The sequence below is a fragment of the Pelatocladus sp. genome, from assembly GCF_059505505.1.
Window position 1 is genome coordinate 1 of sequence record NZ_JCACKS010000006.1, and the last position, 22,946, is coordinate 22,946.

The window sequence follows — 22,946 nt, forward strand, 5'->3', positions numbered from 1 at the left end:
AATACAGACTTCCATATTTTTCTTTTTTCGTATGAAACCACCCTGATTACCCCTTCGCCCCTAATCCCCACTCCCTTGGGGGGAGTGGGGGCCCCGAGTTCCCCAGAGGGGACTCCACCTTCCCCAATTCCCCAATCCCCAATCCCTAATCCTCAATATGTCTTATGTCTGAATCAACTCCCATTACCTCCGATTCCAGTACACCCACAGAGAAAGCAAATGCTACTGTTGACCGCAGTGCTAAAACCAGGCAACTCTTGGGTATGAAAGGTGCAGCGCCTGGAGAAAGTTCGATTTGGAAAATTCGCCTGCAACTGATGAAGCCAATTACTTGGATTCCTCTGATGTGGGGTGTAATCTGTGGCGCGGCTTCTTCTGGTGAATATACCTGGACACTTGAAAATGTCTTAAAAGCAGTACTTTGTATGTTGCTATCAGGGCCATTGATGGCAGGTTACGTACAAATAACGAACGATTACTACGATCGCGAAATTGATGCCATTAACGAACCTTACCGCCCTATTCCCTCTGGAGCGATTTCCATCCCACAAGTAATTACGCAAATGTGGGTATTACTTATTGCTGGTGTTGCTTTGGCATTTGCCCTCGATAAATGGGCTGGAAATGAATTTCCCACAATTACAACGATCGCCATCATCGGTTCTTTTGTTGGCTACATTTACTCTGCACCACCTTTAAAGCTCAAACAAAATGGCTGGTTGGGTAGCTATGCTTTAGGTGCAAGTTATATTACCTTCCCTTGGTGTGCTGGTCATGCTTTATTTGGTGAACTCAACTGGAAAATTGTTGTTCTTACCATGATTTACAGTTTGGCTGGATTAGGTATTGGTATCATCAATGACTTCAAAAGTGTAGAAGGCGATCGCCAACTCGGATTACAATCACTTCCTGTAATGTTTGGCGTCACCACCGCAGCTTGGATTTGTGTCGCCATGATTGATGTTTTCCAGATTGCGATCGCAGGCTATTTAGTCTACATCCACGAAAATCTCTATGCAGCTATTCTGTCATTGCTAATCATCCCGCAAATTACTTTCCAAGATATGTATTTTCTGCGTGATCCCCTAACTAACGATGTCAAATATCAAGCCAGCGCCCAACCTTTCCTTGTTTTGGGAATGCTTGTGGCTGGTTTAGCAATTGGTCATGCTGGAATTTAGTGAACAGTTATCAGTTATCAGTTATCAGTTTTTGATAACTGATATCTCTTTGGTAAGAAGTCACAAGTGGAGAATGAGAAGTTAAGATCACTCATAAGACCTCGCGGGTAGTGTTTCCTCCCATAGCCCATTACCCATTACCTACCTCAACGTATAGACTTAAATGTTCAAGCGGACATGATATAAGTTCTCATTTCTCACTCAAATTTTTTTGTAGGTTTTCGCAATTATTGCCGTGTTGCAATGCAAATAATAAACTTTCTTCTTCTTATAATTCCAAAGCTTCTAGTACCGATTTGTTTCGTCAGCGCTTGGGTATTAATGACTATGGTTGTTTGGAGTCTGTGGACTGCAACTCGTGATGGTGTTAAAACAGCCCAAAAAATGCATCAAATTCCCTGCGCTGGCTGTCAATATTTTACCGATGATCATCGTCTTAAATGCACTGTTCATCCTTCCATTGCTAATACGGAAGAAGCAATAAATTGTATGGATTACCAACCACAGACGAATTCAATGCTTTATTAGGAACTGAAGACTGTGGTCTATCGCATTAATTCTGAGGAGTTATACATCCTCGACAACTTTTGCTAAGTCGAGGAGCTGAACACCCACAACTCATCAAAATTAATAGCACAGATTATATCAGGTTCGCTTGATTACTTATGATTCCCTTTGAACCCCACCCCGACTTCGCCATCCCTCCCCGTTTGCGGGGCTACGGTGTACACACAAGTCAAAATTTTTCATGTTGAAACTGTATCCCGCCTCGGAATAAATTCCGAGGCGGTACAGATGCTTGATATTACTAGCCCTTTGGCATTGTTAATGCATAGGCTTACATTGTTAATGTATCGGCTTACATTGCGAATGTATCGACTTACATTGCGAATGCATAGGCTTACATTATGAATGTATCGGCTTACATTGCGAATGTATCGACTTACATTGCGAATGCATAGGCTTACATTGTTAATGTATCGACTTACATTGCGAATGCATTTTTATACCATTTTCATATGAAGATGCATAGAAAGAACCCCACCGCCTTCGGCACCTCCCCTTGGTAAGCTGCGGTGTACACAGAAGTCTTATAAAGTTGCCTAGTAGCGTTTTGATCCCCCCTAACCCCCCTTAAAAAAGGGGGAACTAGAATCAAAGTCCCCCTTTTTTCTAGCGTAGCGGCGCGTCAGCGCGGGGATTTAGGGGGATCAGAGGATTTATGTGTACACCGCAGCCTTGGTAAGGGGAGGTTGGGAGGGGTTAAAATAATGTGCAGCTTTACAGAGAATTGGTATTAGCTCTTAAGTCATTTCCAACAAAACTTTTAACACACCTCTGGTTTGAGCGTGGTCAAAAGCTGCTATTGCTTCCGTAAGTGGGTAATGAGCTTGAATTAGAGGTTGTACGTCCACTTTTCCTTCTGCTAATAGTTTGAGTGCAGGTGAAAAAGGGCCGCAGCGTGAACCAATCAGAGTAATTTCATCTACTACCAAAGAGGAAGCATCAAAACTGAGATTGCCAGCATAGGTACTTTTGAGTATTAACGTACCACGAGGACGTAAAGCGCGGCGAGCGATCGCAAATCCTTCAGCATTACCAGTACACTCTACAGAAATATCAAAACTCTTGTCTGTAACCGCATCTGCAAAGCCTGTTTTAATACTCCGTGCTTCCAGATTAGCCAGCTTATCACGATGTCGCCCTACTACCAAAAGGTCACAGCCTGTCAAAGCTAAAGTTTGGGCTACCAATTGTCCTAGCTTACCATCCCCAACTACTAATACCCGATCATCTGGATGCAATGCTATCTGTTGTTGAATTTCCAACGCCGCAGCTACAGGTTCGGTAAATGTCGCAACTGCTGTGGGGACAGTCTCTGGTACAAGATGAAGATTTTCTACAGGTAAACAAAGATAGTCAGCAAAAGCACCATTGCGGTTGACAATACCAAGCACAGTCCGATTTTCGCAATGAGTCGAGTTCCCGCTACGACAAAAGCGACATTTTCCGCATACAGCGTTAATTTCGCCGACAACACGACGATTCACCAAGTTTTCTGGGCCTTGTTCCACAACACCAACAAATTCATGACCTAAAATGCCAGTGTAAGGGTAATAACCTCTGGTGAGTTCTAAATCAGTGTTACAAATTCCAGCACATAAAACTCGTACTAATGCTTCCCCTGGTGGTCGTTCGGGAATAGGGATATCAGTACGTAATTGGAGTTGCTTATTTTCCAGCCAGAGTCCTTTCATATTAATAGCTGAACTTATCCAGCGTTGTATAAAGAAAATGACAATATTTATTCAAACCAAATTACTGGCGTACGCAAAAATATTAACAAATGAACAGCAAAGCTTCCAAACTAGAAGATTATTTTTTTACTTTTTTGCTTTTACTTTTTACCTGATGATCTCGACCTTACCTGCTTGGGCTGAAACTGTCAAAAGTTCTTGCCCTCCCAAGTTAGTCATGGCTGCACCGCCCAGTAATATAGATGCTATCTTTCCTGACTGGAATAAAAGTTGTGGGAAACCAGAGAATTTTATTTACAGTCGCCCACAGATGTTATCGGAACTAGCACAAGCAAATGTTGTATATCTGGGGGAAACTCACCACAGTTCAGTTGATCATCAAAATCAACTGCAAATTATTCAACAACTCCAGCAGCGTCATCCGAAAATTGTCATTGCAATGGAAATGTTTCAACGTCCCTATCAAAGCGTTGTTGATCAATATCTAGCAGGTATACTTACTGAAAAAGAATTATTAGAGAAAAGCGAATACGAAACACGCTGGGGTTTTCCTTGGGAATATTACGCCCCAATTCTCCGGTTTGCTAAAGACAAACAACTACCAGTCTTAGCTTTAAATACTCCAACAGAAATTACACGCAAAGTTGCTAGTCAAGGATTAGAAAGTCTCACAGTATCCGAGAGAAAGTATATTCCGCCTTTTGCAGAAATTGATACAAGTAACCAAAAGTATCGCCAATTATCATTACAAGCTTTTCAACAGCATCAAAGTGCAGGACATGGTAATAGTTCTGGTGCTGAACGCTTTTTTTTGGCTCAAGTGTTATGGGATGAAACAATGGCAGAAGGAATTGCTAAGTTTGTCAAAGCGAATCCAGATTATCAAGTGGTGGTGTTAGCTGGACAAGGACATATTGTATATGGTTACGGAATTCCTAGCCGTGTTGCACGTCGTCTTGGAAATCAGAAGTTAATGCAGCGATCTGTTTTACTCAGTCCTCCTCAAGAAGCAATCACGGGTAAAGATGAGGTAGCGATCGCGGATTTTGTTTTTAAAGAATAAATTTTAAGTGTAGCTTTGCGTAAAATCATGGTTTTTTAATGCAAAGACTATGCGGAGGTGCGGAGTCTTGACATTGAATGTGGATCAAATCAACAAAATCTAAAAACCACACAAGGTTACGCAAACCTATACAAGTAGCTGCAATGGAGACAATCACGACTAAGAGTAGAGTCGAGAGATTGGTTTGCAACATCATTTTTTCTTAAGATTTTTATCCAAAAAATATTTGTGCTTCTTCCGGAATGCTGAACTTTGGCTTTGTAGCTTACAATAACACCACTCGATGGTGATTATGAATTAAATCTCCTAACTTTAAAGTGCTATATCCTAAACTCACCACACTGCTACAACAGTGTGGTTTTATATTGGGAGTTTAACCGCGTTGCATTTAAATTATGACGGTTCAAATCTTTAATTTGTCCACATATGGCTTAAACGTAGACACCAATTCTGGACGACTGACAACTAAAGTAGGGAAAGAGCGATCGCTATAATCAACTCCACTAGACAAAGGAAAAGGTTCAGATTTGAGTGAGATCCAACTTCCACCCGCCGCTTGAACTATAACCCAAGCCGCAGCAATATCCCAAACTTTTGGTGTTGCTTCAATACTACCAAGTACAGCACCTGTGGCAACTGTCAGAAAATTGTAGCTAGCAACGCCCAACATCCTAATTTTACAGGGAAAATCTTTTTGAATTACCGAAGTACTACGGGAACAAAGGTTAAAAAAGTGATGTTGACTAGGTGCTTCATCACTAGTTTGAATCGGCTGATAATTACGAAAAGCCCCAGTAGATGCGCCTAATCCCGATGAACCTTCCCAGAAACCGTGAAATGATTCTCTCAGTGGTGGTACGTAAACATAACCAAAAACAGGCGTACCTTGATACAACAATCCTAGTGAAATTGACCAGATAGGAATACCCCGCGTAAAGTTAGTCGTGCCATCCAAGGGATCAACCACCCAACACCATTCGGTGCCAGGGAAAACCTTGTCGCCCTCTTCCGTCAAAATCCCATAACCAGGAAATGTAGAGGCGATCGCATTCCGCAATTCTTGATCAGCCCATTTATCAGCACGAGTTACTAAAGATCCATCCGCTTTATGGGAAGCCTGTACTTGCCCAAAATCTTCCATTAACTGCTTACCTACCCTAGCGGTAGTAGTTTGAGCAAATTCTAAAACTGTAGTCCAAAGTTCTGTCATTTTATAAATGGTCAAGGCTTAAGAGTATCTCTGTCAAAATGAGTAAAAACCTGCTTTAATTGGCTGATTTTTTACGATTCGACTTGGTGTCTACCTACGGTAGGCGCGTAGCGACTTCTGCAAGTAGCCGCTTGCGCGTCTAAGGTGTCTTAGTGGTTAAATTAAAATCTATTTCTTCACCACCAAGACACTGAGACACTAAGCTAATCTAATTCGCTTTCCAAGATAGATGCGATCGCTTGTTTGGCATTTTGCTGAAATTCTGTGACATTCACGCGAGTTAATAAGCTAACTGCTAATAAAATCACCACAGCTTGAGTAGCAAACACCAATCCATAAGCTAATAATGGTGTTGTTAGTAAAGATTTACCCAGGTTTAGCATTGCGCCACCAGAAACCGTAGCTAGCGCTCTGGCCATTGCTTGCGCTAATCCCCAAGCACCAATGAATGTGCCAGCAGTTTCCGCAGCAGTCAGATCCAGCATTAAGCTTAACGCCCCAGTTGTTGTTACACCAGAAGCAAAGCCAAACAAGATTAAACTCCATTGCAGGAATTTAGGATTAGCAGTTGTCCCGGCTAGGAGAATTATGATCAGCGAGACTGCTACAGCGATGCATCCGAGCTTAGTTGTATTTTTCTTACCTAAACGAGGGGCTATCAAAAAGCCCGTCACACTCAAGCCGATCAGGGTTCCTGTACCAAAGAAAGCATTTAGTTTTGTCGTTTCGGCGATCGTCATGTTAAAGACTTCACCGCCATAGGGTTCCAACACAGCATCCTGCATAAACAAGCTGAGTGTCATCAACAGCAAAAATGTGAAAAAGATTGCTGTTTGGCGGCTAGCAGTTAACACCCGCATTGCCATACCTAAAGTAATCTTATCTTCGCGGTTAATTGCCATAGAACGCATCGTATAGCGGGAATATTTCTTTTCCACACCGATAGTTCCTAATAGGCAAAGTCCAAACGCAATACCTGGGACAATCAAAAACAGGCGATTGACTTGAGTTTGGACTACCTCTAGAGGTGCGTTTAAGGCAATTTGTCTGAGTAAACCACTGCTGATAATTGCTCCAATAATAATACCCACCATCAGCATTGACCACACAACCCCTACCAATTTTGAGCGGTTGTCTTCATCAGAAACATCAACTAACAACGCTGCAAATGGTGTGGAACTAGCACTAATAGCAATTCCATAGAGCGCAAAAATAAAAGCTAGAAATAGCGCCCAACTAGAAGATTGAGTTGTCCAACTTCCTGATTGTAAACTCAAGCCTAATTGCCAAACGACTTGCACAGCTAAAAATGAAATGATCGCAAATAAAGCCGCACCTACCCAAACATAACCACTACGGTGATAGCCAAGTAAAGGCTTGGTGTCTGACATTTGCCCAAACCACACTCTGATCGGAGCCACAAATTGATGCATAGCGATCGCCCCAGCTACAATTAGTGCTGGTACTCGCAACTCCTCAATCATGACTCGATTTAGCACTCCCAGAGTCAGAATCGACATGATGCCCAATGCCATCTGAAATAGGCCTAGTCGAAACATAGTCCATAGTTTCACTTTGGGAATGGATGTGGATTTTCCTGACTCGTTTGATTCAGAATTGGGTGACACATCACTGGTTGCCATTAGCCACTCCCAATCAAAACAGCAAAATTATTCCATAATAACCAAGATAAACCGTAATCAGTTATCAGTTACCAGTTATCAGTTATCAGTGAATAAAAAATAAATGTAAAGTTAGACTAAATAAAGTAAAAAAATGTAAATAGGATTTATCAAAGTGGAAAGCATCACATTGGGGCAAAATGGGCCAATTGTTACACCCCTGTGTATCGGTACTTGGGCTTGGGGCGATCGCTTGTTTTGGAATTATGGCAAAGAATACGGGCTAGAGGAATTGCAAGCCGCTTTTAATGCTTCCTTAGAAGCAGGTATCACTTTTTTTGACACAGCAGAAGTTTACGGTTTTGGGGTTTCAGAAGAGTTAATCGCGCAATTTATGCAAAAAAAAGACCAAAAAGTCCAAATTGCTACCAAATATGGGCCTTTTCCCTGGCGCATTACAGGACAGTCTGTTGCTGATGCTTTAACAGAAAGTCTCAAGCGCTTGCAAGTCCAAAAAGTTGCACTTTATCAAGTACATTGGCCTTTTGCTTTTTTAATGAGTCAAGAAACTTTGATGAACGCCCTCGCAGATGAAGTGGAACGGGGCAGAATTGCAGCAGTAGGAGTGAGTAATTACTCAGCTTCGCAAATGCGAGAAGCACACCAAATATTAGCTAGGCGTGGCGTGCCTTTAGCTGTCAATCAAGTGCGCTACTCTTTGCTAACTCGCCAAATTGAAAGCAATGGTATTTTTAACATTGCTCGTGAATTGGGCGTCACAATTTTAGCTTATAGTCCTTTGGCACAAGGGTTACTAACTGGTAAGTACAGCGTTATTGGAAGCACTACCCCCAGTGGTGCGAGAAAATTAGACTCGCGCTTTAGCAAAGAAGGCTTGCAAAAAATTGAGCCAGTCATCTCTTTGCTATGCCAATTTGGAGAAAAATATAATCGCACTCCTGCTCAAGTATCCCTGAATTGGTTGATCGCCCAAGGCAATGTCATTCCTATTGCTGGGGCGAAAACAGCGCAACATGTACGAGATAACGCAGGCGCTTTGGGCTGGAGATTATCTGACGATGAAATTACCCAATTAGAAGAAATTAGTCGCCCTTGGCTCAATTAAGTTAACAGTCAAGAGTTCATGAGTACAGAGAATTTCAAATTGACCCTTGACCATTGACCAATGACTACGAAGCAGATTCTCTAGCTTGATGAGAACTGAGTTTTTTCGGCATCGGAGTATCCCCCCGTCTTCCTGTCTTCAGTTTGGGCTTGGCAGAACCGCGTTTATCTCCTTCTCCACCTGCTTCTGATGATACCCAAGAAGAACGGCGGGAGCGGTGTTCACCACTAGACTCACGGTTAGAATCGCGACGGTTTCCACCTCGTAGTTTGGGTTTGGGGGTGGCTCGGAGGTCTTCTTCGGGGTAGTCGGCTTCTGATAATAACCAAGCAGGACGGGTTTGGTCGTAAGCAATTTGTAATGCAGCTGCGGCTATAGCATGAGAGTCATATTGTTCGCTCAACTGGCTAACAATGGATAAAAATGAAGCCATACGTTCACCCACCAAAGCTTCCTGCACTTGGGTTTGTAATTTTTCCAGTTGTCTAGCTTCAATTTGCGCCCGTGTGGGAATCGAGAGTAGTTGCCAACTTTGACGCACATGGCGTTCAAACAACTGCTGCTTGCGTCGTTCAAACGGCTGCACCAAGGTAATGGCAGTACCTTCTTTACCCGCACGACCAGTACGACCGATGCGATGGACATAAGTCTCTACGCTATCAGGTAAATCAAAGTTGATGACGTGGGATAGTTGGTCAACATCTAAACCTCGGGCTGCAATATCAGTAGCTACTACCCAGCGCACCTGACGATTACGGAATCTGTTCAACAAACGTTCCCGTGCTTGTTGAGATAAATCACCGTGGTATTCATCAACGCTGTGACCAGCAGCTTGCAATTGATTGGTGAGTTCAGCGGCGGTGCGTCTAGTACGAACGAAGATCAAAGCTGTTTCTGGATCTTCCATTTCCAAGATGGGCTGTAAAGCTTTGACTTTTGACCAATGGCGCGGTACTAGGTAAGCTACCTGATTAATCTTATTCGGAGCAGCTTTTGGTTGTTCAACGGCGACTGTTACTGGATCGTTGAGGAACTTATTCACCAACTGCCGAATAGATGGCGGCATTGTCGCAGAAAATAAAGCTGTCTGCCGTTCTTTTGGTGCTTGGGAAAGAATCTTTTCCACATCATCGATAAAGCCCATACTCAGCATTTCGTCGGCTTCATCTAACACAAACCATTTGACATTATCCAGTTTCAGACAACCTCGCTCTAGCAAGTCTATGACTCGCCCTGGTGTACCCACAACCATGTGAACACCGCGCTTGAGTTGTAAAATTTGGCGATCAATAGATTGACCACCGTAAATTGCCATGACACGCAATCCTTCGTTGCCAAGAAACTCACTAATGGCAGCTTGAACTTGAATTGCTAACTCCCGAGTTGGGGTCAAAACAATTGCTTGTACTGCTTTTTTACTGACGTCTAGCCGTTCTAGAATTGGCAGAGAAAAAGCTGCTGTTTTGCCTGTACCTGTCTGGGATTGACCAACTACATCACGACCGGCTAAAAGTTGGGGAATCGCTTGAGCTTGAATATTGGTTGGTGTGGTAAAACCAAGTTTTTCAATCTGCTGAATGCGTTCTGGTGAAATACCTAATTCTTGAAAAGAAAGGGTCATTAAATCTCCTAATTTGTATTTAGTTATTACTTATTGGTTAGTGGTTAGTTATGTAATACTAATTACTAACCATTCCGTACAAGTCGTACGTATCAGCTTCTTTGATGGCTACTGGTACGATAGTTCCCAATCTCGCTTGCCCACTAACGTAAATTTGACCATCTACTTCGGGGGCAAATCTTGCAGAACGACCGATTAATTCTCCTGTTAAGGGATTTTCTTGTTCAATCAAAACATCAACTACTCTGCCAACTTCTTGCTGATTTTTATGTAGAGAAATCGGCTGTTGCAGTTCCATCAGTACTTCCCGCCGCTCATCTTTCACTATTTGCGGCAACTGTTCGCTGAGACTGTAGGCTGGTGTTCCTTCTTCTGGTGAGAAGGTGAAAACACCCACATGGTCAAATTCATGGCGTTGGATGAAGTTAAATAAATGCTGAAAATTTTCATCACTTTCGCCAGGAAATCCAACTATAAATGTTGTCCGCAGTACCGCCTGTGGTAGTGCCTCCTTGATGCGTTCGATAATTGCATCATTGACTTGTCCTTGCCATGGACGATTCATAGCGCGGAGAATTTCAGGATGGGAATGTTGCAAGGGCAAATCCAGATAAGGTAAGACATTGGGTGTTTCACGAATTGCCGCGATCACATCTGGAGTCAGCCCTGTGGGATAAGCGTAGTGCATCCGAATCCAGGGTATATCTACTTTCCCCAAAGCACGAAGCAATTCGGCTAATTTGGGCTTCCCATAAATATCTATACCGTAATTTGTGGTGATTTGGGAAATCAAAATGATTTCCTGCACTCCTTGACTTGCTAACTGTTGAGCTTCCGCGACTATTGATTCTATAGTACGCGATCGCTGGTTTCCCCGCAGATGCGGAATGATACAAAATGCACAGCGATAATCGCATCCTTCCGCAATTCTGACATATGCCACACCTTCGGTTGTAGTGCGATAGCGGGGTGTGGTTTCATCGGCTATATAGGTTGGTTCGGTGCTTACTTCTAGTATGCGATCGCCCTGTTCTACTCGTGCAATCACATCAACTATTTTATGATAATCACCTGTACCCACTACCGCCACTGCTTCGGGCAACTCTTCCAACAATTGCTCCTGGAAATGCTGCGCCATACAACCTGTAATGACGATTCTTTTATTGGCTTCTGCCAGGTCTACCAAAGTCCTGACAGATTCCTCCCGAGCTGCTTCAATAAAACTACAAGTATTAACAATAACGTAATCTGCTAACTCTTCATTAGAATCTACGCCATAGCCTGCTTCTACCAGCAGTCCTAACATATGTTCGGTATCTATTCGATTTTTTTCACAACCCAGGTGAGATATTGCAATGGTTGGTTTTTCACCCATACTATATATATAAAGTTTTAGTTTTCTTCACTCCAAAAGTTAAATTTTAACTAAGGATTTTCAGACATTTGCTCAAGAGGCAACTCTTTTGCATCATGCCCACATCACAAAATCCAAACGCACCCAAGGGAATCTATGATCCCAATGAATTGCAACAGAGATCATGCTAATATTTTTTTACTATTCTGTGTTTCCAAGGGAAAAACGAATAGCTGGTGGGTAAAATAGACACTCGTAACTTTTTGTTGCAAATTGCTTTTGGTATTTTACATTACCGCAGCGCGTGCGTTGTGAATCTACTCTACCCTAAAAGGAGCCACTTTCCCCTATGGGATGTGTGGTGAGAAGTCGCTACCATCTGGGAAGATACGCACTAAAATACGCCTTGACAGCAGTAATGCTACCAATAAGTTCAGGTTTAACCTGCAACTGTAACAGAATCGTTACCTGCTTGACGAAAAACAGCCACCTTGTGGAAAGCCGCTCGGCGCCTCGTGCGTCTTGTGAGTTGCAAACTCCTCTTGTAACCAGTTTTTATCTTAACATATCTTATGGAAGGTTTTACGTTAATTTCCATCTTGAGGGGGAGGCGGAAAACCGACCAATACAAAACAGAAGTTGAAAAAGTTAATCAAAAGTCAACAGTCTAAAGTCCTAAGTCAATAGTTCAGAATAATCAGTCTACAGGTTATTGACTGCCAATTTTAAATTCTGGATTGTAAATTTTGGATAAAAATTTTTGAGGAAATACTCCGACTGCAAATCGGCTAGAACAAAACCAAAATTGATCATCTAGAGTCGGCAAGCCCTGGAGTCGGATAAATCCAAAATCCATAGACTCTTCTGCGGCTACCCGCAGGGTAATCCAAAATCCAAAATCATGCCACATGCTACGTGGCTCCAAAATCCAAAATCGGTAGACCATTGACTATTGACCATTGACTATTGACTATTGACTCTGGACTGTGTGTTACGGATTAAAGACGTGGACTTATATCAGCTGTTTAAAACCCACACACCAATAATTGGTGTAGTTCATTTACTACCCTTACCTACCTCGCCTCGTTGGGGAGGTAGCCTCAAAGCGGTAATTGACCGTGCCGAACAAGAAGCAACAGCCCTAGCCAGTGGAGGGGTTGATAGCATTATTGTAGAAAATTTTTTTGATGCGCCGTTTCCTAAAAACCAGGTCGATCCTGCCGTTGTCAGTGCGATGACTATAGTAGTGCAGCGAATACAGAATATGGTGACACTACCTGTTGGTATTAATGTTTTACGAAATGATGCCAAAAGTGCTATGGCTATTGCTAGCTGTGTAAGAGCGCAATTTATCCGTGTGAACGTCCTCAGTGGGGTGATGGCAACCGACCAAGGTTTAATTGAGGGAGAAGCCCATCATTTACTGCGCTATCGGCGCGAATTGGGTAGTGATGTCAAAATCTTCGCTGATGTCTTAGTTAAGCACGCTCGTCCTTTGAGTTCTCCAAATTTGACTGTGGCTGTGCAAGATACTATCGAACGAGGTTTAGCAGATGCCGTCATTTTATCTGGTTGGGCTACAGGCAGTCCACCTAACCAAGAAGATTTAGAATTAGCTGCACAAGCAGCAGCAGGTACACCAGTATTTATTGGTAGCGGCGCATCTTGGGAAAATGTTGCGACATTGTTACAAGCAGCAGATGGAGTGATTGTCTCTAGTTCCTTGAAACGTCACGGGCGCCGCGAACAAACGATTGATCCGATTCGTGTTAGTCAATTTGTGGAAGCCGCCCACCGCAGTTGGAACAACAGAAGCGATCGCAAATCTATTTCTTCTGTGAGCTTAAAATCTTAACTGGGGAGCGGGGATCAAGGATAGGGGATAGGGGACTAGGGATTGAGGAGACAAGGGAGAAAATAAACACCTATTCCTAATTCCCTATTTCTAATTCCCAATCCCCGATCCCCGATCCCTGATCCCCTATCCCATTTACCAATACCTGCTTATGAATCGTCGCCTTTCTTCTACTCCTTGGATTTATCGTCGATCGCGTTTAATCATTGGTGCGATCACCACTTTAGGTGCTTTGACTACTGCTTATCTGACAGTAGTTAAATTTAGCCAAAGCTCTGCTGCTTGTCCGACAAAAAGCTGCGATATAGTATTACAGAGCGATTATGCTACAGTTTTTGGGCTACCTTTGGCTTTGTTCGGCTTTTTGGCTTACGTGGGTATGGGAGTTTTTGCCTTAGCCCCGTTGGCTGTAGACCCAGTTAAAAAGAAAGATTCTCGAACAAAGCTGGAAAATCTCACTTGGTTGCTGCTTCTGAGCGGAGCGATCGCCATGTCGGTATTCAGTAGCTTTTTGATTTACCTATTGGTATTCAAAATTAAAGCACTGTGTCTCTACTGTGTGGCCTCAGCAATTTTTTCCTTCAGTTTGTTGGTGCTAACGATTGTTGGTCGTGCTTGGGAGGAAATCGGGCAAATCCTTTTTACTGCCATTGTTGTCGGCATGGTGACGTTAATTGGTACTCTCGGTATTTATGCTTCTCCACCAAATAACAATAGCGGCGTCACTATTGTAGAAAATCCTGGGAAAGCAGCAATCATCAGTTTTAAACCAGTGGAACAACCCAAACCAGGTGTGGGGTGGGAAGTTACAACTACTTCTGGTGAGGCAGAAATTGCTTTAGCACGTCATCTCAAACAAATAGGTGCTAAAGAATATATTGCTTGGTGGTGTCCTCACTGTCATGAACAAAAATTACTTTTTGGTAAAGAAGCTTACAGTGAAATTGATCATATAGATTGCGCTCCTACTGATAACCCAAATGGGCTAAAAGATGAGTGTCAGGCGGCTAAAATTCAAAGCTATCCGAGTTGGATTATTAATGATAAAACCTATGCAGGAGTACAAACTCTAGAGGAGTTAGCAAACATTAGTAATTACGCAGGCGCACGTAATTTTAAATATGCTTTAAGACGACAATAATTTTTTCTTTTATTCAGTTGAGAAAGCCAGATCCCCGACTTTTTAAAAGATACAGCTGGCGAATCAGGGGTATTACCCCTCATTGAACGATTTTTCGTTATCCCAACAGATGTAGAGACGTAGCATTGCTACGTCTCTACAAACCAATTTGTGGGTGAACGAGGGGTCAGACCCACCATTCGCCAGCTGTGTCTTTAAAAAAGTCGGGGATCTTGTTATTCACGAAATAATTTAGGAATGCTATAACAAGCAATACTTATTCCAGTACAGGTGCTTTCCACCAATTTTGGTGCTGTACCAGTGTATGAACTTGCCAGTTAGGATCTGGTTGGGGATAGTCTAGGCGATAGTGTCCTCCTCTGCTTTCTTTTCTAAAAGCAGCACTTTTGAGGATTAAATAAGCTACATCTAATAAATTATGAGTTTCTGCCCAGAGTCTTAATTGTCGTTCTACATCTGGCAATTTGAGAGTAACGTTTTGTTTTGGAAGTAAACAAAGTAAAAATTGACTTAGTTGTAGATCAGCAAAATCTTGCTGCCAAGATTCTACAGTGGCGATCGCGATTTCTAATCCTGACTGTTCTCGACAGATACCAGCATATTGCCATACTAAACGGGGAATTTTTTCGCGCAAGTCTTCTAAATATGCTTGTTGTTTTTGCCAATCATCCACATTTATAGTAAATTCCTCTGCTGTTGTGGCTGCTTGTTCACTCATCAACTCATTCTTAATTTCCACATGGGCCATCTGCGCGCCGAAAACAATACATTCAAGTAAAGAATTACTAGCAAGGCGATTAGCACCATGTACCCCTGTACTTGCAGTTTCTCCCACGGCATATAAATTGGGAATATTAGTACGGTTCATCATATCTGTGAGAATACCACCCATCCAGTAATGGGCAGCAGGGGCGACGGGAATTGGTTCAGAAAAAACATTGATACCCCAACGCTGACAAACATTAATGATATTGGGGAAACGGTGACGAATTTTGTCAGCAGGGATAGGGCGCATATCTAACCACACGTGAGCTGTTGCAAGGTCAGTGGTGGTGTTTTGTAAGTGACTAAAAATTGCCCGACTGACGATATCTCTGGGGGCTAGTTCACCAGCCGGATGATAATCAAAGGCAAAACGTCGCCCTTCATTATCTATTAAGTGCGCTCCCTCACCACGTACAGCTTCACTAATTAAAAAGCGTTCCGCTCCTGGTTTAGTTAAAGCAGTGGGGTGAAATTGGACAAATTCTAAATCTCTAAGAATTACCCCAGCACGAGCTGCGATCGCAACTCCATCTCCAGTACTTACAGCGGGATTAGTGGTTTGAGCAAATACCTGACCACCACCACCAGTTGCTAGCACTACTGCACCAGCTCTTACCCATGTGATTTTACCTTGATAAAACAAGCTAATTCCCTGACAGACTTGGGTTTGAGGATCGATCCACAAACTCAATGCTAAAGCTTGTTGAATGACGTGAATATTTTTACGTTGTAGTACTTGGGCTGTGAGAGTGGTGATTACTTCTCTTCCTGTAGTATCAGCAGCGTGAAGAACCCGGTGCTTAGAGTGGGCTGCTTCTAGAGTTAAAGCTAAATCACTACCGTGGCGATCAAAAGCAACTCCTAGTCCGACTAGAGATCGAATGCAGCTTGGGGCGTGTTCGGCAAGGAATTCGACTGCGGAGCGATCGCATAAACCCGCGCCAGCTTTGATTGTATCGTCAATGTGTAAACGTGGTGAATCATCCGGAGCGATCGCAGCCGCAATACCGCCCTGCGCCCAATCACTCGCAGACAAACTCACTGTTTCTTTGGTAATCAGACCGACTCGTAAGGATTGTGGTAGACAAAGTGCTGTATACAGTCCAGCAGCACCAGCGCCGATTACTAAAACATCAAATTGGTTAAAAGTTTCTATTTGCACTAAGGTAAAAATTATTCAATATTCAATATTCAAAATTACAAAAATACTAGGCGCAGTGAAAGAGACGCTTCGCTTAATTAAAGATGAAAAATGTAAAATTAAAAATTAAATTGCCTGAATTTTTAATTTTTAATTTTTAATTCCGAAGGCCTTACTTACCTATCAGCTTGACTAGTCCAATTCCACTAAAGTACAGCCCTAGTACGGCTCCTGCTAGGAGAGTTTGAGTAAGGGGATCTGTAGAAGGTGTAATGACAGCACCTAGAACTACTGCACCTAAAATTACATAACGCCAGCCAGAAAGCATTTGTTTTGACGAGACAATTCCTAAAGTACCAAGTAAAAGCTGGATGATCGGTACTTGGAATGCTAGCCCTGTACTGAACAGTAGCAATAAAACAAATTCAAAATATTTGTCGATTGACCATAGCTGTTCTACGACATCTGCACCGTAGCTAATGAAGAATTTTAGTGCAGCTGGAATCAGTAGGAAATAGGCAAATACTAAACCTGCTGCAAACAGTACGCTTGATCCTAGAACTATAGGCCCCAACAAGCGACGTTCTCGGCGAGTTAATCCTGGTAGTACAAACTGGATGATTTGGTACAGGATAAAGGGACTGGCAAGAAGCAAGCCAGTGTAGCCTGCAACTTTCAGAGAGACAAAAAAGTATTCTCCGGGTGCAAGTTGGAGAAATTTTACTCCTTGGGCTGGTACTTCCAATAACTGAACTATTGGCTTGACAGCAAAAAAGCAGCCAATAACACCTACTGCTATAGCAATCAGTGCATAAAAAATCCGTAGTCGTAATTCCTCTAGATGCTCAAAAATGGTCATTTCGACCTCTCCTGGCAATTCATCTAAAGGATTGGTTTCTTTTTGCTCGTCGGTTTCAAAGTCGATCCCAGAAGCAGCCGGAGCAGTTGCAGTGTTTGCGTCTTGTGAAGGCGTCATGATTCAGCTAGAAGCATCATTATGTTAACTATTTTATCTGGGGTGGCAGCTACCAGATCTCGGACTTTTCGTAGAAGTCGAGAATTTGAGCAACAATAATTGCAAATTTAATCTTTACCAGTCGAGCGATCGCGACCAGAGTGCCGTTAACCTAGTTTTATCAGAAACGTCAAAGTTTAAATTACAGTTAAAATCTCAAATCTAAAAATCCAGATGATTGTGATTGAAACACCTCGCCTAATTTTGCGACATTTCACCCTAAATGATGTAGACGAGTTAGCAGCTATTTATGCTGATCCTATTGTTACGAAGTTCTACCCCAGACCATATACTCACGAACAAACACAGCAGCAGGTAGAAAGAATTATGAATATGTACAAAGAAAGGGGGTGGAGTTTGTGGGCAACCATCTATAAGGCTGATCATCAACTAATCGGTCGCTGTGGACTCATGCTCCAATTAGTAGATGAACAACAAGAAGTAGAAATTGGCTATTTATTAGCTAAAGAATACTGGGGACAAGGTTTAGCAACAGAAGCAGCTATTGCTTGTCGAAACTATGGTTTCCAAGAACTTGGTTTAAATCGTTTAATATCATTAATAGACCCTAGAAATATTGCATCTCAAAAGGTCGCCATCAAAAATGGCATGAAACATGAAAAAAATGCTCAAATGTGGGATAAAAGCGTGTGCGTCTATACGATACAGAAATAAGTAATAATATATTCTCGTACTTTTAGCAGATTTTGTGTAAAAAAATCAGAAATCTAGATTTTTTACTTATGAACAAGTGCAGTTATATAGTTATGTGCTGAAAATCTACATTTTATAGTTGAATTAAAGATTATTTATTTTAACAGAATAGGTGGGTTCCTTTGGCGTGGTGATTTCCTTAATTTAATTGATGAAGCAAAAAACAGCTTTACAACTCAGAAACTTGATTTACAACTCAGAAACTTGATTTACAACTCAGAAACTTGATTTACAACTTAAAAACTTGATTTACAACTCAAAAACTTGATTTACAACTCAAAAACTTGATTTACAACTCAAAAACTTGATTTAACTGATTCGGCGGAATTCCCCACCCGTCTCACGGTGGGGATGGTGTGCTGTGTCAATCAAGGGGGTTCAATACCCCTTTGATTGACAATTTCCGCACTAAGTCGCGCAAGACTTCTGTTTGATTTCTTTCGTTGACATACCTCCTCGTCCTACGTCCTTGTCTAGTTGAAAATGGATACGCCCCAATTTCAGCGAAGCAAGTTGGGGTACTTCACGTACGTCCCACAAGGCTAGCTACGACTGTAATTAACTCAGAAGGATCAACTGGTTTAGGTAAATGTAACTGGAAACCTGCCTGTATGGCTCGACGTCGATCTTCTGCTCTCGCATAGGCTGTTAATGCTGCTGCTGGTATTTTTCCTCCTTGTTCTTTTGAGCGCGATCGCAATTTGCGAACTAAGGAGTAACCGTCTTGTTGGGGCATTCCAATGTCACTAACTAAAACATCTGGTTTCCACTCCTCAACAGCTTCGAGTGCTGCTTGCGCTGAGGCTACTGCTAGCACGTCTGCTTGAGATTGTTTGAGTAAAGTAGTGAGATAGTCACGTGTATCAGCTTCATCATCTACGACTAGTACGCGTACACCTTCTAGAAGCGAGGGTGAGACAGCAAGACAATTTCCTACAGCTTCTTGACTATTAATTGTTGAGTCTTGAGTGTTGGGTATTGACTGTTGACCTTTAAGGAGTGGTAGTTTGACTGTAAATGTTGTACCTTGTTCTTTTCCCGGACTTGCTACATTAATACTACCGCCATGCATTTCTATTAAATGACGCACGATTGCTAAACCTAATCCCAAGCCACCGTGGGATCTGGTACTAGAACTATCTGCTTGTCGAAAACGATCAAATACATAAGGTAGAAATTCAGCACTGATACCAATACCAGTATCTTTCACTGTCATTTGGGCATAAGTAGTTTCAGAAGATGCGGATAGAGAAAGAGGCGGTGATGCTTGTAAAGAAGCGGTAATATTCAGACGGGATGAGGCAGAGAATCTATCAAATAAACTCCCCGTATTTTTATCTTCTCGTGTCTGTGTTTCTTCTTGTTTTACTAGAGATAATCCTACCTCTACTCTACCGCCAGCAGGTGTAAACTTGATGGCATTGGATAGTAAATTCCAGACGACTTGTTGTAAGCGTTCGCCATCACCAGAAACTAGTGCTGCCTGAGAATCAAATATAGTTTGGATATGAATATCTTTTGCTTGAGCGGCTAGATTTACTGTATCTAGAGCAGCCTCTATAATATTTATTAAGTTGCAAGTACGTACATTCAAACGTAACTTGCCTCTGATGATACGCGAGATATCTAGTAAGTCTTCTATTAACTGAGTTTGGGTTCTGGCGTTTCTCTCTATAGTTTCTAAGGCTTTAGTGATTTGAGTTTCGTTAAGTTGGCGAGAACGTAACAATTGTGACCATCCCAGAATGGCATTGAGAGGCGATCGCAACTCGTGGGACAAGATCGCTAAAAATTCATCTTTCATCCGGTTTGCTTCTTGCAACTGTTCGGTTTGTTGTTGCAAAGAAGTGATTAAACGCGCTCGTTCTATAGCGATCGCAATTTGATCGCAAACTGCTTGCATCATCCCAATTTCATTTTGGCTAAATCGCCAGCGACTGCGACTGCAAAAACACAGAGTACCTAATAATTGTCCTTGGGCGACTAATGGATAACCGTAATAAGTCTTAATACCAATTGCCCGCATGAGTTCTATTTTCGGATCAGTTGATTCTTGGACATTTTCAATAGAAATGGGACGGCGTTCTTGGGCAACAGTACCACACATCCCTTGACCAATCTCTAGCCATTTTGCTGCTTGAGCAGTTTCTTCATCAATTCCGTGCCAGGAAGCTAAATACATTACCTGGGAATTTTCAGTAACTAAAAAATTAAAGTAAACATCTAAACCAATTTGATCCGCCAGTTTCTGAAACAAACTTTCAATTAATGCCACAGGTTCTTTGCTAGAAAGTAGATCACTGGCTGTACCAAATAAAAGCTGTAGCCGTTTGTAACCCAAAGATAAAGCTTTTTCTACACGTTTGAGATTGGTAATATCTTGAAATGTTAATACACAAGTAGTTGGATAACCGTGCATCGCTGGTAGAGTATCAGCGTAAATTAGCAAAGAGCGGATACCTGCTGGTGTATGCCAGTCTAACTCTACTCCATCTAAGCGTTCACCACGCGCTACTCTGACTCCTGGTGCTTGTTCATTGTGAATGTGATTACCTGCGGCGTCAGTTGAATAATAAAGAGCTTGATAATCTGCGGCTGAATCTGCTTTGGGAAATTTACCACCAGCAACTTCGTCAGCAGCTTTATTGGCAAAAGTAACTCGCGCTGTTTCTGGTTCGATTAATAACAGAGGTGTGGGCATGAGATTGAGTAAGTCTTCCAACCATTTTTGTTGATTGCGGAGTGCTTCTTCTGCCTGCTTGCGAATTGTGATATCTTCAGCAAATGCCAAAATTTGATAAATTTCCCCCTTGTCATCCACGATTGGCACATATTTAATGAGTGTGGTCAATGTGCCATCTTCAGGAAAATTAATTGTGGTTTCTGTTGTTTGAGTCGTGCGCGTTTCAACTGCTTTAAACAGAATCGGGAGATAAAATTGTGTAATCTCAGTTGGAAAGATTTCTTCGTCAGTGCGTCCAATAACTTCCTCTTTCGCTTTACCAAGACGCTGCAAAGCTGCCGCATTGACAAATTGAAACCTCAGTTGGGCGTCATAAATGGCAAAAACATCTGGCATGTTATCAACCGCCAATCTAAATCGCTGTTCTGTTTGGAGTAGGGTTGCTTCTGCTTGCTTACGTTCGCTCAAATCTAGGATAAAGGCTACAGACTCTTGTTGTTTGTCTCCTACTAACGTATAACCTACTAAAACAGGTATGCGACTGCCATCACGCCGAATATATTCTTTTTCGTAGGGTATGCAAGCGCCTGTTGTTTGGGCTTCAGCAATACCTTGTGCATCCAAAGGCAAATACTCTGCTGGTGTAATCTCCCTCCAATTAATGCCACCTGTTTGTAAATCTTCCCGTGTGTAGCCAATCATGTGTAAAAATTTGTCATTGGCCTGGTTGATACCACCGTAAATATCACCATACAAAATGCCGATGACGTTTGAGTCTACAAAACTTCTGAGTTTTTCTGTATGTGCTTTTAGTGCTAATTTGGCGCGATCGCGTTGTTGACTGAGTTTTTGAATCGCTGCTGCATTTTCCCAAATTACAATCGCAAAAATTGTGATCAGAACAATTGCAAATAGGGAAATTGCAAATCCTGATTTATATTGTCCAGCTCTTTCTCCTTGCAGAATTAACCAGCCTGTGATTATAGGTAGAGCGATCGCAGCTATCAATAAACGACGTGCCAGCAAACCACCATCTGTCTGGCTGGTGATGACTTTCATTACTCCCCGTTCTGGTTGACTCCACAGAATACCCACACAAAGTGCAATCAACCCGATGGCTGTGTGTAGTGCCATTGGTGTGACATGAGGGAACATTCCGTAAAAAATCTTTACTTGATAGGCATAACCAATCAAAGCCAGTAAAACAATCAAAACTGCGATCAAAGTTATAACCTGAGCAAACCAATAACTACGATGGCTTTTTGGTTTCTCTAAAAGCTCTAAAGACCAACCTACCAGCAGAAAGCTCAGTGCTGTATTCACACCCATCCGTCCTGGCTGAGAAGTCAGTGGGGTGTTTGCTTCTTCGTAAAATAGCAACTGATCAATACCAAAATCCCAACCAAATAAATATTGAATTAATGTCAGTGACGCAATTGTCAAAACAGTAAAAGCACAGACTCGAGCAATAATTTTGAGACGAGGTGGTGGGGTAAACTTTGCGTCTAGGTATCTACCCGTCAAATTAGGGCGATCGCTCGAAGTTCTGTTTTCACCTCCCAATCTCCCCATCTGACTATCAACACGAACAGACAAAAACAGCGATAGACCTGATAGAAAAAAACACACAGCTGTGTTATCTTTCATAGTCACTGTGCTGAGATAAAAGCAGTTTTTTAAAAAGTCAATATCGAACCACCAGCCAAGCATGACTGAGCAGCCGATCACTATTGCGATTATGCTTCCAATTCGTGTAATCACTGAAGGTGAAAAGACTGAGTAAAAACCGTGCTGGTGTAAGCGGTTGACTTTTAGCATTGAAGGTGTTTTAACTGCGTTTATCGATTGCAGTAAGGCTATGAAACTGCGATTTGAATCGCAGGCGGGTTTGTTTGAACATTTAGGATCTCCCACTTCAACGTGAAGAGGTAAGGGATAAATAACCGTCTGTTTCCCCCTAATCTCCACAGAGAAGCATGAGTCTCCCCTCAAGCGGAAAGTATTGGATGTGGTGTTGAATGAAAGTTCTCTTTCTAATTGTATATTTCCAACGAGATGCACTACATTACTAATGTAATATGTGAATATATTGGATTTTTTTGAATCTATCTTTATACAGATTTTTTTAATTCAGCAAAAAATAGTAACTGCCTAGCTAGTAGTATTTGAGGAAAGGAAAACAGAGACATTACCTTGT

The 22,946-nt window shown here is 42.2% G+C and carries 16 protein-coding genes; 7 read left to right on the forward strand and 9 right to left on the reverse strand.

The genetic code is table 11. The features are described from left to right. The first annotated feature begins 164 nt into the window (after positions 1-164). Both chlG and AC5JMK_RS00430 read left to right on the forward strand, forming a co-directional pair. The gene (gene chlG, locus AC5JMK_RS00425) at positions 165-1,181 is read left to right on the forward strand and encodes a chlorophyll synthase ChlG (RefSeq protein WP_096676064.1); all 1,017 of its coding nucleotides are present in this window, start codon (positions 165-167) and stop codon (positions 1,179-1,181) included. Between the two features lie 243 nt (positions 1,182-1,424). Then, positions 1,425-1,709: a hypothetical protein gene (locus tag AC5JMK_RS00430; RefSeq protein WP_495909144.1), complete on the forward strand. Its 285-nt coding sequence runs from the start codon at positions 1,425-1,427 to the stop codon at positions 1,707-1,709. Between the two features lie 776 nt (positions 1,710-2,485). Here AC5JMK_RS00430 and AC5JMK_RS00435 read toward each other — a convergent pair. After that, the gene (locus AC5JMK_RS00435) at positions 2,486-3,439 is read right to left on the reverse strand and encodes an MDR/zinc-dependent alcohol dehydrogenase-like family protein (RefSeq protein WP_495909145.1); all 954 of its coding nucleotides are present in this window, start codon (positions 3,437-3,439) and stop codon (positions 2,486-2,488) included. A gap of 37 nt (positions 3,440-3,476) precedes the next feature. On the opposite strand from AC5JMK_RS00435, the gene AC5JMK_RS00440 reads away from it, so the two are divergent. Beyond that, complete coding sequence (locus tag AC5JMK_RS00440; RefSeq protein ID WP_495909146.1) at positions 3,477-4,502, forward strand: ChaN family lipoprotein; 1,026 nt, start codon at positions 3,477-3,479, stop codon at positions 4,500-4,502. A 403-nt stretch (positions 4,503-4,905) separates the two neighbouring features. On the opposite strand, the gene AC5JMK_RS00445 is transcribed toward AC5JMK_RS00440, so the two are convergent. Continuing rightward, positions 4,906-5,712 carry an inositol monophosphatase family protein gene (locus tag AC5JMK_RS00445; RefSeq protein ID WP_096676067.1) on the reverse strand — a complete coding sequence of 269 codons (807 nt, stop codon included), beginning with the start codon at positions 5,710-5,712 and terminating at the stop codon, positions 4,906-4,908. 203 nt (positions 5,713-5,915) lie between these two features. Next, positions 5,916-7,355 carry a BCD family MFS transporter gene (locus AC5JMK_RS00450; protein WP_096676068.1) on the reverse strand — a complete coding sequence of 480 codons (1,440 nt, stop codon included), beginning with the start codon at positions 7,353-7,355 and terminating at the stop codon, positions 5,916-5,918. A gap of 154 nt (positions 7,356-7,509) precedes the next feature. Here AC5JMK_RS00450 and AC5JMK_RS00455 point away from each other — a divergent pair, with 154 nt between their 5' ends. Next, the gene (locus AC5JMK_RS00455) at positions 7,510-8,460 is read left to right on the forward strand and encodes an aldo/keto reductase (RefSeq protein ID WP_096676069.1); all 951 of its coding nucleotides are present in this window, start codon (positions 7,510-7,512) and stop codon (positions 8,458-8,460) included. Positions 8,461-8,524: 64 nt separating this feature from the next. Here AC5JMK_RS00455 and AC5JMK_RS00460 read toward each other — a convergent pair whose 3' ends face one another. The 3 genes from AC5JMK_RS00460 to AC5JMK_RS00470 all read right to left on the reverse strand — a co-directional run bounded on the left by AC5JMK_RS00460 (position 8,525) and on the right by AC5JMK_RS00470 (position 12,381). After that, positions 8,525-10,081: a DEAD/DEAH box helicase gene (locus AC5JMK_RS00460; RefSeq protein WP_096676070.1), complete on the reverse strand. Its 1,557-nt coding sequence runs from the start codon at positions 10,079-10,081 to the stop codon at positions 8,525-8,527. A gap of 58 nt (positions 10,082-10,139) precedes the next feature. Further along, on the reverse strand, positions 10,140-11,456 hold the full coding sequence (gene rimO, locus AC5JMK_RS00465) for a 30S ribosomal protein S12 methylthiotransferase RimO (RefSeq protein ID WP_096676071.1): 1,317 nt from the start codon (positions 11,454-11,456) through the stop codon (positions 10,140-10,142). Positions 11,457-12,144: 688 nt separating this feature from the next. Further along, positions 12,145-12,381 carry a hypothetical protein gene (locus tag AC5JMK_RS00470; protein WP_495909147.1) on the reverse strand — a complete coding sequence of 79 codons (237 nt, stop codon included), beginning with the start codon at positions 12,379-12,381 and terminating at the stop codon, positions 12,145-12,147. Between the two features lie 60 nt (positions 12,382-12,441). On the opposite strand from AC5JMK_RS00470, the gene btpA reads away from it, so the two are divergent. Together btpA and AC5JMK_RS00480 are read left to right on the forward strand one after the other, a co-directional pair. Beyond that, the gene (gene btpA, locus AC5JMK_RS00475) at positions 12,442-13,290 is read left to right on the forward strand and encodes a photosystem I biogenesis protein BtpA (RefSeq protein WP_096678979.1); all 849 of its coding nucleotides are present in this window, start codon (positions 12,442-12,444) and stop codon (positions 13,288-13,290) included. A 151-nt stretch (positions 13,291-13,441) separates the two neighbouring features. Beyond that, the gene (locus tag AC5JMK_RS00480) at positions 13,442-14,431 is read left to right on the forward strand and encodes a vitamin K epoxide reductase family protein (protein WP_096676072.1); all 990 of its coding nucleotides are present in this window, start codon (positions 13,442-13,444) and stop codon (positions 14,429-14,431) included. Between the two features lie 256 nt (positions 14,432-14,687). Here AC5JMK_RS00480 and nadB read toward each other — a convergent pair whose 3' ends face one another. Further along, entirely contained in the window at positions 14,688-16,358 is a 1,671-nt protein-coding gene (nadB, locus tag AC5JMK_RS00485; RefSeq protein ID WP_096676073.1) for an L-aspartate oxidase, read from the reverse strand. Between the two features lie 151 nt (positions 16,359-16,509). After that, positions 16,510-17,313, reverse strand: a complete 804-nt coding sequence (tatC, locus tag AC5JMK_RS00490) for a twin-arginine translocase subunit TatC (protein ID WP_096676074.1) — start codon at positions 17,311-17,313, stop codon at positions 16,510-16,512. Positions 17,314-17,526: 213 nt separating this feature from the next. Here tatC and AC5JMK_RS00495 point away from each other — a divergent pair, with 213 nt between their 5' ends. After that, the gene (locus AC5JMK_RS00495; protein WP_096676075.1) at positions 17,527-18,027 is read left to right on the forward strand and encodes a GNAT family N-acetyltransferase; all 501 of its coding nucleotides are present in this window, start codon (positions 17,527-17,529) and stop codon (positions 18,025-18,027) included. Positions 18,028-18,589: 562 nt separating this feature from the next. On the opposite strand, the gene AC5JMK_RS00500 is transcribed toward AC5JMK_RS00495, so the two are convergent. Further along, complete coding sequence (locus tag AC5JMK_RS00500; RefSeq protein WP_495909148.1) at positions 18,590-22,567, reverse strand: hybrid sensor histidine kinase/response regulator; 3,978 nt, start codon at positions 22,565-22,567, stop codon at positions 18,590-18,592. Between the last annotated feature and the right edge of the window lie 379 nt (positions 22,568-22,946).

Excerpts from the sequence above, each read along its gene's own strand:
- chlG (WP_096676064.1), top strand. The coding sequence starts at position 165 with ATGTCTGAATCAACTCCCATTACCTCCGATTCCAGTACACCCACAGAG.
- AC5JMK_RS00430 (WP_495909144.1), top strand. The coding sequence starts at position 1,425 with ATGCAAATAATAAACTTTCTTCTTCTTATAATTCCAAAGCTTCTAGTA.
- AC5JMK_RS00435 (WP_495909145.1), bottom strand. The coding sequence starts at position 3,439 with ATGAAAGGACTCTGGCTGGAAAATAAGCAACTCCAATTACGTACTGAT.
- AC5JMK_RS00440 (WP_495909146.1), top strand. The coding sequence starts at position 3,477 with ATGACAATATTTATTCAAACCAAATTACTGGCGTACGCAAAAATATTA.
- AC5JMK_RS00445 (WP_096676067.1), bottom strand. The coding sequence starts at position 5,712 with ATGACAGAACTTTGGACTACAGTTTTAGAATTTGCTCAAACTACTACC.
- AC5JMK_RS00450 (WP_096676068.1), bottom strand. The coding sequence starts at position 7,355 with ATGGCAACCAGTGATGTGTCACCCAATTCTGAATCAAACGAGTCAGGA.
- AC5JMK_RS00460 (WP_096676070.1), bottom strand. The coding sequence starts at position 10,081 with ATGACCCTTTCTTTTCAAGAATTAGGTATTTCACCAGAACGCATTCAG.
- rimO (WP_096676071.1), bottom strand. The coding sequence starts at position 11,456 with ATGGGTGAAAAACCAACCATTGCAATATCTCACCTGGGTTGTGAAAAA.
- AC5JMK_RS00470 (WP_495909147.1), bottom strand. The coding sequence starts at position 12,381 with ATGGTCTACCGATTTTGGATTTTGGAGCCACGTAGCATGTGGCATGAT.
- AC5JMK_RS00480 (WP_096676072.1), top strand. The coding sequence starts at position 13,442 with ATGAATCGTCGCCTTTCTTCTACTCCTTGGATTTATCGTCGATCGCGT.
- tatC (WP_096676074.1), bottom strand. The coding sequence starts at position 17,313 with ATGACGCCTTCACAAGACGCAAACACTGCAACTGCTCCGGCTGCTTCT.
- AC5JMK_RS00495 (WP_096676075.1), top strand. The coding sequence starts at position 17,527 with ATGATTGTGATTGAAACACCTCGCCTAATTTTGCGACATTTCACCCTA.
- AC5JMK_RS00500 (WP_495909148.1), bottom strand. The coding sequence starts at position 22,567 with ATGCTAAAAGTCAACCGCTTACACCAGCACGGTTTTTACTCAGTCTTT.